13 protein-coding genes are annotated in these 14,634 nt (G+C 37.5%); 7 read left to right on the top strand and 6 right to left on the bottom strand.

Features of this window, described 5'->3' with window-relative positions:
* Positions 1–218 precede the first annotated feature (218 nt).
* Positions 219–767, top strand: a complete 549-nt coding sequence (locus tag ACUVXA_RS06725; protein ID WP_445870476.1) for a DNA-directed RNA polymerase subunit H — start codon at positions 219–221, stop codon at positions 765–767.
* Between the two features lie 81 nt (positions 768–848).
* Here ACUVXA_RS06725 and ACUVXA_RS06730 read toward each other — a convergent pair whose 3' ends face one another.
* Complete coding sequence (locus ACUVXA_RS06730) at positions 849–1,523, bottom strand: MBL fold metallo-hydrolase (RefSeq protein ID WP_445870477.1); 675 nt, start codon at positions 1,521–1,523, stop codon at positions 849–851.
* 192 nt (positions 1,524–1,715) lie between these two features.
* Here ACUVXA_RS06730 and ACUVXA_RS06735 point away from each other — a divergent pair, with 192 nt between their 5' ends.
* Both ACUVXA_RS06735 and ACUVXA_RS06740 read left to right on the top strand, forming a co-directional pair.
* Positions 1,716–4,304 (top strand): DUF5814 domain-containing protein, encoded by a 2,589-nt coding sequence (locus tag ACUVXA_RS06735; RefSeq protein ID WP_445870478.1) that lies wholly within the window; start codon positions 1,716–1,718, stop codon positions 4,302–4,304.
* 38 nt (positions 4,305–4,342) lie between these two features.
* Positions 4,343–5,215, top strand: coding sequence for a methyltransferase domain-containing protein (locus ACUVXA_RS06740; protein ID WP_445870479.1), 873 nt, complete (start codon positions 4,343–4,345; stop codon positions 5,213–5,215).
* Positions 5,216–5,319: 104 nt separating this feature from the next.
* On the opposite strand, the gene ACUVXA_RS06745 is transcribed toward ACUVXA_RS06740, so the two are convergent.
* Both ACUVXA_RS06745 and ACUVXA_RS06750 read right to left on the bottom strand, forming a co-directional pair.
* A complete protein-coding gene (locus ACUVXA_RS06745) occupies positions 5,320–6,123 on the bottom strand; it encodes a zinc-ribbon domain-containing protein (RefSeq protein ID WP_445870480.1) in 804 nt (267 codons plus the stop codon).
* Between the two features lie 111 nt (positions 6,124–6,234).
* A complete protein-coding gene (locus ACUVXA_RS06750) occupies positions 6,235–7,203 on the bottom strand; it encodes an ADP-ribosylglycohydrolase family protein (protein ID WP_445870481.1) in 969 nt (322 codons plus the stop codon).
* Between the two features lie 313 nt (positions 7,204–7,516).
* On the opposite strand from ACUVXA_RS06750, the gene ACUVXA_RS06755 reads away from it, so the two are divergent.
* On the top strand, positions 7,517–8,008 hold the full coding sequence (locus tag ACUVXA_RS06755; protein ID WP_445870482.1) for a hypothetical protein: 492 nt from the start codon (positions 7,517–7,519) through the stop codon (positions 8,006–8,008).
* Between the two features lie 139 nt (positions 8,009–8,147).
* Here the strand turns inward: ACUVXA_RS06755 and ACUVXA_RS06760 are convergent, their stop codons facing one another.
* Positions 8,148–8,897, bottom strand: a complete 750-nt coding sequence (locus ACUVXA_RS06760) for a hypothetical protein (RefSeq protein WP_445870483.1) — start codon at positions 8,895–8,897, stop codon at positions 8,148–8,150.
* Between the two features lie 340 nt (positions 8,898–9,237).
* On the opposite strand from ACUVXA_RS06760, the gene ACUVXA_RS06765 reads away from it, so the two are divergent.
* The gene (locus tag ACUVXA_RS06765; protein WP_445870484.1) at positions 9,238–11,079 is read left to right on the top strand and encodes a glycoside hydrolase family 15 protein; all 1,842 of its coding nucleotides are present in this window, start codon (positions 9,238–9,240) and stop codon (positions 11,077–11,079) included.
* 86 nt (positions 11,080–11,165) lie between these two features.
* Positions 11,166–11,894, top strand: coding sequence for a HesA/MoeB/ThiF family protein (locus ACUVXA_RS06770; protein WP_445870485.1), 729 nt, complete (start codon positions 11,166–11,168; stop codon positions 11,892–11,894).
* Between the two features lie 82 nt (positions 11,895–11,976).
* Here ACUVXA_RS06770 and ACUVXA_RS06775 read toward each other — a convergent pair whose 3' ends face one another.
* On the bottom strand, positions 11,977–13,110 hold the full coding sequence (locus ACUVXA_RS06775) for a Coenzyme F420 hydrogenase/dehydrogenase, beta subunit C-terminal domain (RefSeq protein WP_445870486.1): 1,134 nt from the start codon (positions 13,108–13,110) through the stop codon (positions 11,977–11,979).
* 251 nt (positions 13,111–13,361) lie between these two features.
* Here ACUVXA_RS06775 and ACUVXA_RS06780 point away from each other — a divergent pair, with 251 nt between their 5' ends.
* Positions 13,362–13,982 (top strand): DUF4443 domain-containing protein, encoded by a 621-nt coding sequence (locus ACUVXA_RS06780; RefSeq protein ID WP_445870487.1) that lies wholly within the window; start codon positions 13,362–13,364, stop codon positions 13,980–13,982.
* A gap of 121 nt (positions 13,983–14,103) precedes the next feature.
* Here ACUVXA_RS06780 and ACUVXA_RS06785 read toward each other — a convergent pair whose 3' ends face one another.
* Entirely contained in the window at positions 14,104–14,535 is a 432-nt protein-coding gene (locus tag ACUVXA_RS06785) for a hypothetical protein (RefSeq protein ID WP_445870488.1), read from the bottom strand.
* Between the last annotated feature and the right edge of the window lie 99 nt (positions 14,536–14,634).

The following is a 14,634-nucleotide window of genomic DNA, read 5'->3' on the forward strand; positions in this document are numbered from 1 at the left end:
ATTTTTATCAACTATAGAGGATAAATGTATCTCATATTATAATAATAAATAATATCTTTTTTTAGAGTTTAATAATTTAAAAATCTTTTATGTAAAAAAGAAATTATTAAAAAGTGATTATAGATACATATATTTTTCATCTTTTTAATTAGATTTTTATTTGTACTATACCTAGTGTTTATATATTAATTTGCTTCACCACTTTTAAGGGTGATAAATTGAGTTCTGAGGAAAAAATTATCGGTTTCTTGAAATTAAGAGGTTACGAAGTCAAAGAAATCGAAGAGAAAAAAGAAGGGAATTATCGCCTCATCAAAGCCATAAAAAATGGGGAAGAAACCATTTTCATAATTAGAAGTTATGATGCCCAAAAAGTCATAGGAACAGCCCTGGTGCGTGGTTTAAAAGAGATTATGGACGAGAAAGGGGCTTCAAAAGGCTTTCTGGTAGGAGGAAAAAGAAGCACACCCAAAGCCAGAGAGATTGCAACAGACAGTAACATAGAACTCATCGTAGACTACCCCATACTGAACATATTTGATCACTACCTTGTTCCAAAACATGAGATAGCAGAGCCCCAAGAATACAGCAAAATCTTAGAGAAATACAATATTAAAAAAGAAGACCTTCCTTGGATAAGAGTGTCTGACCCCGCCGTTAAAGCAATCGGAGTAAAGGCGGGAGACATAATAAAAATAATAAGGGATAGTAAAACCGCGGGCAAAACAATCATCTACCGCTACGTTGTCGATGACTCAGCCCAATAGCCTGTTTTAAACAAAACTAAAGGCAAACAATTTTATACGACGAAAGAGGATTCCAAAAAAGTTACCAACTTAAAAAATTTTTTAAACCCAGAGTCGAGCATTTTTTACTGAAAGCTTAATTTGTTCATTTGCATTTTTTGTCGCTATATCCAAGTGTCCACAGAGCAGGTATTGAACATCTAACTTACTCAGCTCGATTAGCGATTGAATCATTTGTCGGGAATCCCCGGTGGGAAAATCCACCCGGCCAAAACTACCATAAGTAAAAACAGTGTCACCAGAAAAAAGCACCTTACTGTTCCTATCGTAGAGACATATACTGCCTTTGGTGTGTCCCGGCGTGTTAAGCACTTCCAAGTTAAAACTACCAGCTTTAATTATTTCCCCTTCTTTTAGTCTTTTGTGAACCTTGGTGGGGGTGAACTCAAGGCCGAATTCTCTTGCCAGTAGGAGACCGTTTCCACCCTTTTCTATGCTATCAGCTTCAAGGTGAAAAACATTTACCTCTGGGGAGTATTCCCTTACAAAATTTATCAGTCCCCCGCTGTGATCAAAATGTACATGTGTTAATATCACGCGTGAAATATTTTGAGGATCCAGCCCATCTTGTGAAATTCTTTGTATCTGGCGATCGAAGAAAAAGCCGGTTCCACAGTCTATGAGGGTAAGCTCACCTGATGAATCATCTTTTATTAAGAATACATTGCAGTCAAAGTTTATTCCTGGAAAGTAAAAAATCTGCTCTGTGACCTTCAATTCAAGCACCACCATCTTTAAAGGGATGTGAACGATTTTTAATCTTTGCTATCTAAAATATGAGAAAAAAATTTAGCCCACCACTAATATGTGAAGACAAGCATACAGATACCAGTTTTAAGTCGTTTCGAAAAATTATCATAATGATTGTCGGAACCCACTTTACTTTTCCTGTGAACGGAGTTGTAACTATTGGAAGCATTCCCTAAAAACTATGTACTGACTTTCGCTCAGAAAAATAAGGAATTTAATGCAGAGGTTATGCTCTTTAAGGGTAACCCTAAGCTAAGAAGAGTAAAGCCGGATCTCCGTCTATTGGTGGAGTTTTATAATCCCAAAGACAATCTTTTGAGACCCTTCCGCATCAGAGCTTCTTCAAATGGGAGACAGTCCTATATTCAGCCTAGGGAGTTCATCTCACTGTTGCGTAACGCTAGGAGGATAATTATTAATTCGGATTTCCCTGAGGAGTTCAAGGAACATATTTTAGAAATGTTTAGAGATTTTGGAATTAAAAAAGGAGAAATATTAAAATTTTGCAAGTATTGCCTAGCTGATGATTTCTTAACCGTTCTTGGTAAAGATAACACATTTTATACTCGTGGAGAAAAGATGTGTTGGAACTGTGTGAGGGAAGAATTGGATAGGGAATTACAATTCAGTGGCGCCAATATTTCACCGGATATGAAAAAGAGACTTTGGAATATTTTGGCTAAAAAAAGAGATTTGGAAAGTATTCTAACCATTTTGTCTCCAAATTTTGATCCAGCAAAGGATGCAAGTTTAACACTATATGATACTATCGAAGCCGACGAAGAAATGAGAACTATGAGTTTAGAAGAGCTTCCAATACCACTAAAATTGACCCAGGCTCTATCCAATAGTGGAATTGTTGAACTAATGCCAGTGCAGATCTCTGCCATAGAGGCCGGATTACTAAAAGGAGAGAATTTGCTGATAGTGAGTTCCACCACCAGCGGAAAAACCCTGATAGGGGAGCTTGCTGGCCTACCCAAAGCATTCCAAGGAAAGAAAATGATTTACCTTGCCCCTCTCGTGGCTCTAGCTAACCAAAAGTATTTAGAGTTTAAAACGAAATATGAGAAACTGGGGATTAGGACAGCTATTCGGGTGGGAATGAGTAGGATTGATGTGGGAGACGAGGAACTGGTAATCGTGGATAGCGAGGTTATAGACGCTCATTTAGTTTCAGCCACTTATGAGGCACTCGACTACCTGTTACGTTTGCAGCGTTACCCCGAACTAGGAGAAATCGAAACCATCATCGTAGATGAGATTCAGATGCTGGATGATGAGGATAGAGGACCAGAACTAGACGGGATAATTATAAGACTTAGAGAACTCTATCCCGATGCCCAAATTATATGTCTCTCTGCGACCGTCAGTAACGCCGAAGAATTGGCAGAAAATCTGGGCTTAAAACCAGTGGTTTCCAATAAGCGTCCAGTACCTTTGGAAAGACACTTAATACTTGCCAGAAACTCGAATGACAAAATAAAATTTATCGAAAAACTGGTCAGAAGCGAGTTTAAGAAAATAAGCAAATTTGGTTTTCGGGGTCAGACAATTGTTTTCACCTATTCTAGAAGAAGAGCCCACAGACTGGCAGAAATACTTAGGGATAGAGGCATAACTGCAGAAGCATATCATGCAGGCTTAACCTACGCTCAAAGAAAAAGGATAGAAACAGGATTCACGACAGGAATTATAGCTGCAGTTTTTAGCACTGCCGCTTTGGGTGCAGGCGTAGACTTCCCTGCTAGCCAAGTGATTTTTGAGTCCCTAACCCAGGGGAGAGAATGGATAACAGTAGCGGACTTTGAACAGATGGCGGGTAGGGCTGGTAGATATGGAAAACATGAAAGAGGAAAAGTGGTTATTCTTATTGAGCCTGGTTATAGATATAATGCAGCCCAGGAAGAAACTGAAGATGAAGTGGCTATTGAGATACTTAGAGGAAAAATAGAGGCAATCTATCCAAACTATACTCTGGAACAATGTGCAGAGCAATTATTAGCAAGTATATCTGTCAGAGAAAATATTACAGTTACAGAACTGAAGGATCTTTATGAAAAACTTATTGGAAGAACGGTGGACCTAGATAAGGTTTTGGATTATCTCGAGAAGAGTGCGATGATTTTCCGAAACGGAAATGAAGTAACAATTTCACCTTTAGGGCGGGCAGCCACTGTTTCCTTTCTGACCCCTGCAAAAGCCGTTTTTGTTAAGGAGAATATCGATATGGATCCACTGGAGCTTGCTATTAGATTAGAACCTTTTGAATCAGTTTATCTTTCCTCAAGAGTGCAAGCAGAGCTGAATCGAGCCTATAATACAAACTTTCCAACTAGATTCTTTTCAGGAGCAATATTGGATATAATGGATGTTTCAAGAACTAAGAAACCAAAAAAGTTGGAAAAATGGGTTTTGGATATTTTCGCCAACTGGATACTGAATTTTTTCAACTGTAAATGCAAAGACAATCCATTCTGTGAATGTAGCCAAATAGAGTTAGCCAAGAAAATAACCAAATTAAGATTCTCTGGACTCAAACCAAGTAATATTTCCCAATTAATAGAAAGAGAGTATGAACTCTACATCTATTCCGGCGATATTTTCAGGTGGCTCGACTCTTTGGTTCACAATTTAAGAGCGGTATGCAGAATTGCTGAAATACTAAAAAAGAATACAGCCGTAGAACTAGTTCAGAGCATTATTAGCAGGCTGGAAAAACCGATCTTAGCTGTTAAAAAACTATAAAAATTATAACTGGATTAACACTCCGAAGGTGTGTTACATTGATTCTGGATTCTCAGAGAATAAAGAGGAACAATATACTGCGACACGATATAGAGAGTGAATATTATGATGAAATCTTTAATATAAAGACTTCCTACAAGTATGGAAGCATAATAGATTCCGAATTGAATTTTGCGGATATTGATGCCACCAAAAAGATTCTAATTCTGGACGCCGCTTGTGGAACCGGAAAAATAGCTCTTAACCTCAAGGCTTTCGGTTCTAAGGCTTTAATGGTGGGTTGTGATATCAGCTCCGAAATAGTTAAGATAGGTATTGAGAAGTCGAAGAAATATGGGTTTTCTGATGATATCTCTTGGATTAGGTGTGACTGTGAGAATCTACCATTGAGAGATGATTCTTTTGATTTGGTTATTTGTTCATCCTCTCTACATCACTTCCCAAACTTTTCAGCATTTATGATGGAAAGCAGAAGAATATTGAAACCCCGAGGATACTTGGCCATTTTGGAGGAGCCCAATCGTCTGGGAATAATGTTGATAGGATTGGTTGGCATATTTCTGACCAAGCTAGGAGAGTTTTTGGGTCGTAGAACCGGGTCTAGCCTGGATCAGAGAACAAGTGAGATTGTGTTGAAGATGCAGAAAAACCCTAGAGATCTAGAAACCGATGCTTACATGTTTACTATAAATGAGTTAAAAAGAGCAGGTTACTTAGCGGGTTTTAGAAGAGTTCTTACAAAGGCGGAAACATTTTTTTCTTATTTTGTCTTCTTTTTCATGAAAGGTTTTTTCCCCAAAAAATACTTTGAGAAAATATATAAGGGAGCTTATAAAGCGGATAGCAGATTCTTTCACCACTTTATACCAGATCAGTTCAGAGCCACCGCAAACCTATACTGCCAAAAGTAAAGAACAAGGTGCAAAAGACCCTTAGCGTCATGAAAGCTTTCGGCTTAAAATTGGATGTATTAAGTGAAAATGAGGATTTTATGAAAAAGTTTTGTGGTTAGAGTTTATTCCTCCATGCTTGCTCCACAGTTTGGACAGAAAATTGCAAAAGGCGGAACCTCAACACCGCAGTGCGGGCAAAACTTAGCTTGTCCCGGTGCCTTTATCTTTATGGCTACCTTAGCTTTTTCTTCTTCAGAAACCTCCAGTTTTTCTACTTTGGGTTTCTTTCTTTTTATTCCTGTTCCTTCAGCGAGTTCTTTAATCCAACTGAACATATTTAGCAGAAGCTTAGCATTGTCAAACCTTTTGAGAAAAGCCTTAGAGAATAGATTAATACTGCTTACGAAAATCATCATGCCTTTACCGAACTCTCGAACTGCTAATATGGGAAAAGACCTTATACCCAGTTGAACTCTTCCCAGTTGTTGCCACTCAGGAATCAGATTTGCCCGGAACCAAGGAGCGTGAATCTTGAAAATTCCAGAAGTTATAGGATGTAGAGTAAAATCAGTGACGAATTTCGAGTTCATCCCCAACCAGTCTATGCCAATTTCCCTGGCGAAAGTTATTTTGTAGTTTCTGTCTCCTCGAGAGGGGGTTACTAATAGTACTCCACCGTCCTCAACATATTGCATAACTGCCCTAGTTTCCTCCACTTTCCAGTCGTACTCTCTTCTCCATCTTCTGGGACCGATAATTGCGAGAGCGTTGTATGATTCAAGTAGCTTTGAAGAAAGCTGATCCGAAGAGTTTACATAGAGATCCAAACCCCAGTTTACTATACTGTTCTTTATGTCGTTGAATATCCTGGCCTTGGTCTCCTCATTATGGTACTCGTCTAATAGTATGTTTACACTACCTGTCAAATAATTTACCTCCCTTTCTGTAATATGGTATCTAGGAGTTCTAACTTTAAATTGTTATTAAATGAATATAAATATAGCTTTAATGGCAAAGCCACTTAATAAATCTGTCTTTTAGTAAAACGACTTCATTTCGGAGTATAGTTTTGTTCTAAGACTTGTTAAATCCTGCGCAACCTTTTGTACGTTACCGGTGGGAATCTTCGGTTCAATTCTTGCTACGAATCGCTTCCAGCGCTTAGGAATAGAGTTTATACCGTTTTTAGCTCCACAAAGACCTCCCACGATGCAGCCTAGAGTATCAGTATCGCCTCCAGCGTTTGCTGTAATTATCAGAGCTTTTTTAATATCGCCTTTACAAGCGGAAAAAATTGCTAGAGCTGTGGGTATAGACTCCCAGGATAGAGCACTTACTCCAATTTCGCGATAAAGAATTTTTTGTATCTCCCACAGTTCTTTTTGGCTACTCACAAGTTCATCGGCTAATTTTATCCTGAATGCCACACTTTTACCAGATTTGGTACCAAAGTGTTCACCCATCTCTGCCCCTTCAAAAGCAGCCTCAATTATTTCATTCACACTAAATCCTTCAACCGCAGCGGAGGCTGCGCAGGCAACTGCTGTAGCCGCCGCAATTGCACTGCTGGTTCCATGAGTCACCAAGGAGGAAGTGACGGTTTTCTCTAAAATTACTTCTGGTTCATAAGGTGTGCATAATCCTATTGGAAAAGTTCTCATGGCAGCTCCATTGGTATTGCCGGTAGTAGAAACTGTTGTGGGATTCTTTTGAAGTCGTAGTATTGAGGATTTCGTGGAGGGGCCTAAACGAGGACAATCAGCACTCTTTAAAACTGCCTTGGTTATAATTTCATGCGTTACATTTGCTTTGTTTTCTATTAAAGCCTCAGCTATTAGAAAGTTTAAGATAGTATCATCAGTAATTTCCGTACTTAAGGGATCTTTTACCACACCATAGGTTGACCTTATCTGGAAAGGAGTCATATCCTCTGTTACTGCTCCCAGAGCATCTCCTATTGTTAATCCAACTAGACAACCGTGAATACGGCTAAGCACATCGTGCATATTATTCCTCCAAGGCTCACAAATTCTTAATAAACAAGAAACATGAAACTGTTGAAATTCTATATTAATTTCCATTTAAAAATTTACACGCTTCTAATCCATTTTACTATTTGAGAGATTCTGAGGAAAAATTTATTTTTTTAATAACTATATCTTATTACTGATGTCTTTAAACCTTTATATTTCTTAACATGATTAAAGTGATATTGATAATGGGGACTCGTATCATCAGCCAACCTTATTACAAAATATTAAATATATTATCTATAGATTCTGGATTAGAGCTTATATACATATCAAAGGAGGCAGTTTTATGAAAATCGATGAAAAAAAGAAGATTTCGGGAGCCATTTGGATTGATTTAAAAAACTGGATGTGGAAAATTGAGGTAGACCAAGCGAAAATGAGCGAGTATTCTGAAAAAAGCGATCCCATTCTATTACGCTCTGACATAGCGGCTCTTACTGAAATATATAATATTTCTCAGATTAATCCCTCTTATGCTAGCCATTCAGGGGTGGCTGCAATACAATATGATCTATCAATGTTACCGCACAGAATTATAAAAGAAAAATCGGTACCTACCCTTGTCGCTTATCCGGTAATGTTCAAAGGGAATTTCCAGTTTATGTCAGAAAAACAAAAAGACCCCATAAGCCAAGAAGAACACATCTATGTAAATATCAACTTGTTAAAAAACGATACTGAGATAGAAATCGGAAAAGTTTATGCAATACTAGACAAAGACGAAAAGATAATAGGCTTAGCCAAAGAAGAGGATGTATTCCCAATAAAAATTCTTTAATGCCCCAAGCAAACACTGTTGATACTCCCCAAGACTAAAGTCGGGAGCTTTCCCGCCTAAGATTCCTGTAAGAATTCCGATATTTTATCTTAGGTTTTAATCCTTGTGCCAGGGACAGATTTAAAAATTACGGTTTGGATTACTCTCTCTTACTTATTGAATCTTTGAGACGCTGCAGTACCAGTCTAATATCATCTTCGGTTTTAACTCCTTCTTCACTTGTCGCAACTTTAGGAGCTGTTTTAGTTCCAGCCACCGCCACTTTTTCTGGGGTAGGCTGATATAGATTTTCTTCTGGAAGCTGAGAGGATTTCTTATCCAAACGTGCTCTTAACTCGTCAAAAAAGTTTTCAGCCACTGGAACTTCCTTGGAAAGTGAAATTTTACTCTCAAACTCTTCAGTTTTAATTTCTGTTGGTGGTTCTGCCACTGGAGTCTCGACTTCTGAAACCGTCTTGGGAATCGTTATGATTGGTTTTATGGGGGGAGGTATAATGGGTCTTGGAAGCTCCGAAGCAACTGGCTCTGTTTCAACTGTTGGAATTTCTGGTTCTTGTGCTTCTTTAATTATTATTGGTCTGGTTCTAGTGGCATCCTCTACTAGTTCTGAAGGGACCACGATTTTCCCGGTACTGCCTACGCCCATCCTCCCCCTCTTCTCAAGATTGGCGATTCTGCCATCAAGACTTCCGATCTTTTTTTCAATGGTGCCTAATCTCTCCTCAAATGAGGATAGGTAGGTGGATAAAATCTCTGAAAGTCTTTCTATCCCTAACTTGACGTCATTTAATATATCCGAATCCTTTTTTGAACTGGAGGTTTTTCCAAGTTTACCTTTTATTGGGGAGTCTAAGTAACTTTCCTTTTTGTCTTTCCCGAAAACTGGCATGACTTGCACCCTACTAAAAATTAACGCAGCGAGATAAATTAAGGTTATGATTTTGACAGATAAATATGGTTTACGCGCTTCCTAGAATATTTAATAATATTTAGTTTAAATATATATTCTTCTTTAATATTTCTTTAGTTTATGTTTTAAGCATTATGGCGCTAAACTATAAATTATTTAAATAACAATTTTTAACTTATTATATTTTACAGGTTTTATGTTAAATATGGGATGGTTTGAAAATTACTCCACAAATATTAGAAACAAATATTTTAAGTAAGTAAATGAACAAAATTTTAGAATACTACGTTATTAGATATCGCCATCGGGGTTAAGCTACATGAGAAAAAAGTTAGACGTAGAAGGAATCTTTGGAAACGGAAAAATTTTGGGCACTATTGGAAGCACAGGTGATATTACCCAGATATTTTGGCCAGAAATCGATTTCCCCAGTCATATTATTAAAACCAAAGTTGGTATTGCTAACAATTTTTCAACTAGTTGGCTGTCTAGTACCGGTTGGAAAAATGAAATTAGTTATTTACCAGGTTCAAATGTTATTCAAATCATTAGTCGAAAGAAAGGCATTAGGGTTAAAAGAAATGTTTTTGCTCTTGCTGATGAAGATACTATTGTGATAAAGGTGGAAGTTGAGAATAAATCTTCTAAGAGTTCAAATTTTAAACTCGAATTTTATAGTGATTTTAGTATTATGGATTGTCCAAGAGCCAACGCGATTTATTATGATTCTACTTCACAATCGATGATATCCTATAAACGTGACTACTTTTTCGCTCTAGGAGCAAATGCAAATATGGATACTTATTCGTGTATAAGAGCGGATAAACACAAAGAGCTTGGCTTAAGAATGAGAGCTAAGAGCACTGCAGAAAGCACCTATGCCATTGGAGATGTGGCAGGTTATTTATGCTGGAACTTGGGAGATGTAAACCCTGGAGATATCGGCCAGGCTTCCATATTCATATGCTGTGGAAATTCTCTAGAAGAAGTACAATCAAAACTGGAAGAGAAGAAAAAACTAGACAATCAAAAAGTTTTGGAGAATAATATAGAGGAGACTATTAGTTTTTTGAGTAAAACCACAATACCCAAAGTAGATGAGAATAGACGTAAACTTTTCGAAAGATCGGTTCTAGCAATCAGACTTTTGTGTGATAGAAAAGGAGGAATTTTGGCTGCCCCGGAATTTGACGCGGATTTTTCATTTAGTCGGGGATACGGTTACGTTTATGTGAGAGATGGAGTTTATGCAGCTTATGCTCTTGACTGTGCAGCACAGCACAATTTGTCCCGTAAATTTTATGAATGGCTCATTAAATCTCTTAATCCTCTTGGTTTTCTTTACCCGAGATACTGGACTGCGGGATTGATAGGATCGCACTCTGATATATTACAAATTGATGGAACTGCAATTTTTCTTTGGGGTTTGAAAGAACACATAGCATTTACAGAGGATAATGATTTTTTAAATGGTAACTGGGAAAGGGTTAAACTAGCCGCGGATTATTTATCGGAACTAGTCAATGAGAATAAACTATTGGCTCCCAGCATTGATATTTGGGAAGAAAGAACAGGTATTCATGCCTATACCACAGCATCAGTTTACGCTGGGCTAAAAGCGGCTTCGGAAATGGCACTAATTGTAGAGGACAATGATAAACAAGACATTTGGAGTTTTACCTCCGACAGGTTAAGGGAGGGATTCAATGAAAATTTTTGGGACAGAGAGGAAGGCACATTCGCAAGGTCACTTTTCAGTGATGAATATATTAAGGATTGTACAGCGGATATAAGCTTACTAGGCGTTTCGATACCTTTTCAAATGATTCCACCCAATAATAAAAAGATGTTAAAGACGATTGCTAAATTAGAGAAGGTTTTAAAATCCGAAACTGGAGGAATTTTTAGATTTGAAAATGATGATTATTTTGGCGGAAATCCCTGGACACTAACCACCCTTTGGCTAGCATGGTACAAGCTTGAAATAGGAAGAGAGGAGGAAGCTGAAAAACTAATTGATTGGTGTATCCGCTCTAAAAATAATCTGGATTTACTACCAGAACAAATAAGAGAGAAGATTTGGAAAAAAGAATCAGCAATACCACTAACCTGGTCACACGCATTATATATCATAACCACATTAAAGTTGGAGGAAAAATAAAAACTCCAAAATATAATTCAAAGTGAAAAGCGATTAACATTTGAATTCTTATTTTATTCCTCTAAAACAACGGAGGTTTAAAAAGAATGAGTCTTTCAAAATCTGAGAAGGAGAGATATGATAGGCAGATGCGTATTTCAGAATGGGGAGAGAAAGGTCAGAAAAAAATAAAACAATCAAAAGTTGTAGTTATGGGAGTTGGAGGATTAGGCTGTCCAGCATCCATCTACTTGGCAGCAGCAGGTATTGGTAACCTAGTTTTAGTGGATAAAGAAAGCTCAGAGCTTAGTAATTTGAATAGGCAAATCCTACACTGGCAAAAAGATATTGGTAAACCCAAGGTTATTTCCGCAAAAGAAAAATTAGAAGAATTAAACCCCGAAATAAAAGTGGAAGCAATACAAATAGAAATCACAGATCAAAATATAGAAGAACTCGTCGCAGGAGCAACCGTGGTTGTGGACGCAATGGACAATTTCGAAATAAGATTCATGATCAATAAAAACTGTGTTAAAAAGAGAATTCCATTTGTCCACGCTGGAATATACGGATTCCAAGGCCAGATGACCACGATATTACCAGGAAAAGGGCCCTGCTTAAGGTGCATTTTCCCAACAACCCCACCAGAAGCAGATAAATTTCCAGTTGCAGGAGTAACACCGGGTGTATTGGGAATTTTGCAGGCAACCGAAGTAATTAAGCTAATCACGGGCATAGGTGAACCATTGATTGGCAAACTATTATTCTTTGATGGGGAAGACATGACCTTTATTATATGTGAAGCTTCAAAAAATCCTAATTGTAAAATCTGTTAACAAAGTTAAAAAAGTGGATTTAGGATGAAGTTTTTAGCCTTATTTTTTAAATGGAAACGATTCTTAAAGCGGTTAATAAATGCTAATAGTATGTTCTTTGTCTCTTCATTAAAGCCTGAGTGACCATGCTCATCCATGTTTTGGGCGAACTCTTTAACCAAACCATTTCCGCCTGAGCCTCCAGCTTTGCCTTATCCTCAATTTTTTCATAATTAAAAGGCCGTTGGAGTAGAAGACCTTTACTAACCATATTCTCAATAATTTCTTTTCCTTTCTCATTTCTGATAAAAACAGTTGACCAGCCAACCGGAGCAGCTAGAGTAGCCACAGATAAATCTGAATATTCCGCAGCAAAATCCTTGCAGCTGATGCATTCCTTTGCCATGGTGGCTTTAAACTCACTTAAACTCATTGGGTACCTTTTTCCATCATCGGTAACTATGAACATTCCTAAGTTTTTTATTGGATTTTCCTCCTTGAAAACCTCGTTGTCAAAATCTACAGCCACAATCCGCTCTATGTCCACACCCATCTCCAACGCCTGCTTTGTTAACAGTTCAGCGCTAAAAACTGTGCCGCAGGGTATACCGATTAAATATTTTAATGTTTCTCGAAATTCTAGATACTTCTGGGCAAGTCTTCGTGCTCCTTCAATATGGCAAGGTAATCCCACTAGCGCTACTCGATCAAAATTCACTATAGCATCAATGAGAGCAGCATTGGTTGGGCACTGGAAGGGTTTGGTTCCTGAGGCATAGAGCACCTCTTTATCAGTAGTGGCAATAGCGGGTGAGGATCTCCAAGGATCGTCCTGTCTCCGTCCAGCCACTACAGCACAGTCTATTATGTTCTCCTCTAATAAGTGTATGAGGATAGTCGATACCACGCCACTTTTGGGTTTAGCTATGCCTCCCAAATCAGGGTAAAATCGCTGGTACTGGAAGTATGAGTACTGTTTGACGTTGGTCATTAGGGATTGTACTTGGATGACCTCTTTAAAATTTCCAAATATTTCGATAGGGTCTACTTGAATCGGGTGCAGCCCTATACACATATCTGTGCAGACTGTGCAGCCCATAGGACATTTGCCCACACTCACTATTCGTTTACCCCATTCGTCTACTTTAAGCACATCATTGGGACAGGCAGAGACACAAGTCCCGCATAGAACACATTTTCCAGCCTTTATTACATCTCGTTCAAGGTCCTTGTACAAAAACAATCCCTTCACTTAAATTATTTTAAATTAATTAAATCAAAATCCAGATTTCAATTTTCCACTTAGAAAACAATTTCCATAATAGTTTTAAATTTACCCATATATTTAACAAAATATATCTCTAATTATTCGTCGTAATGTTTAGAGAAAATTTTGTAATGGCATTTGTTATTATTACTTATTTCATAAAATTTTAGTAATATATTTTTATATACTCTTAAAAATAAGAAGAGTTAGGGTTGATCTATATGAAAATAGGGGAATTACTGGAATCTATAAAAACATCTCCAACAATTATACCCAGTTTTAACAGCTATGATGTATTGATGGTGCTATTATTTCTCTCGGAGAAAAAGTATCCAATAGGAAGATATACAATCAAGGAGCAGTTAAAGCTGGGTCCAGGGGTGGTCAGAACACTGCTTAGACGCCTCGCTCAGCTGAATTTAATCAAACCCATAGGAAAAAAAGGACATGTTCTAACTGAGGAGGGGGAAGAAACAGTTAAAGAAATCCGAAAGCTTATCGTTGAAGAGAAGAAACTTCAGGAAAGCAACCTCGTTATAAGGGGAGAAAATAGTTATGGTATTAGATTAATAAACGCCTCTAACAAGATTTCCGATGGGTTAGGGCAGCGCGATAGAGCCATTCAAGTGGGCGCTGAAGGAGCGACCACAATCATCTGTAAAAAAGGAAAACTAACAATTCCCTCAATACGAGATTTAAATCAAGAAGAAGAAAAAATGATAAGAGAAGCCTTTAATGTGCATGAAGGTGACACCATAATTATTACTTCGGCTGACAATGAACTTATTGCCTGGAAAGCAGCTCTGGCTGCAGCCTTGAACCTTATCGCAGAACAAGGTTAGTGATATAAAATTATCTATATGTTTATTGTTGTAATCGTATTTTTAAGGATAATGCGTAAAATTAGGTTAATTGGAAAAAAGGATCTAAAATTGGATTTATTTTATAAAAACTAATTATAATTCAAATATAGAGCCCTCGATGGTCTTCGTTTTTCTTTTTCGTCCATTGGATTTGCCATTTCTTAATGAAACTGGTGGTTCCTTCCAACAGATCCTGTATTTCCTCGATTTCACCCTGAGATAAGGCAGCTCTCAAGTTATCCCAGACTTCCTTTTCCTCTTTTTCCTTAATTTTCTTAGTTATTTCCTCCCTTATCATTATCGCAGCCTTAGGACCAGTTAATATGTTCAGATACTTGTTTATCAGTTCATCTATGTTGTTGTCAAGATTTAATACATAGAGTGTTTCCAGAAATGACAGTAAGGCAATGTCAAAATCATCAACTTCAATTTCAATATCCAGTTCTTCTAGCTCCTGAATTATCTCATCATAACTGGTGTGAAAAATCCAGAAAATATTTCTGATCTCATTTAGAAGTAATTTTGAGGGCATAGTCGTTCACCATTCTTTCTTATTTTCCAACAATAACATTGAAGCTTAAAAATCAATCGCAAAGCGAATAACTCCTTTTTTAAAGGTTCAAGAAAATAT

It is taken from the genome of Candidatus Jordarchaeum sp., from assembly GCF_052745115.1.

What these genes read in the sequence shown, in the direction of transcription:
- ACUVXA_RS06750 (WP_445870481.1), bottom strand. Translation starts at nt 7,203, where the DNA reads ATGCACGATGTGCTTAGCCGTATTCACGGTTGTCTAGTTGGATTAACA.
- ACUVXA_RS06755 (WP_445870482.1), top strand. Translation starts at nt 7,517, where the DNA reads ATGAAAATCGATGAAAAAAAGAAGATTTCGGGAGCCATTTGGATTGAT.
- ACUVXA_RS06760 (WP_445870483.1), bottom strand. Translation starts at nt 8,897, where the DNA reads ATGCCAGTTTTCGGGAAAGACAAAAAGGAAAGTTACTTAGACTCCCCA.
- ACUVXA_RS06765 (WP_445870484.1), top strand. Translation starts at nt 9,238, where the DNA reads ATGAGAAAAAAGTTAGACGTAGAAGGAATCTTTGGAAACGGAAAAATT.
- ACUVXA_RS06770 (WP_445870485.1), top strand. Translation starts at nt 11,166, where the DNA reads ATGAGTCTTTCAAAATCTGAGAAGGAGAGATATGATAGGCAGATGCGT.
- ACUVXA_RS06780 (WP_445870487.1), top strand. Translation starts at nt 13,362, where the DNA reads ATGAAAATAGGGGAATTACTGGAATCTATAAAAACATCTCCAACAATT.
- ACUVXA_RS06785 (WP_445870488.1), bottom strand. Translation starts at nt 14,535, where the DNA reads ATGCCCTCAAAATTACTTCTAAATGAGATCAGAAATATTTTCTGGATT.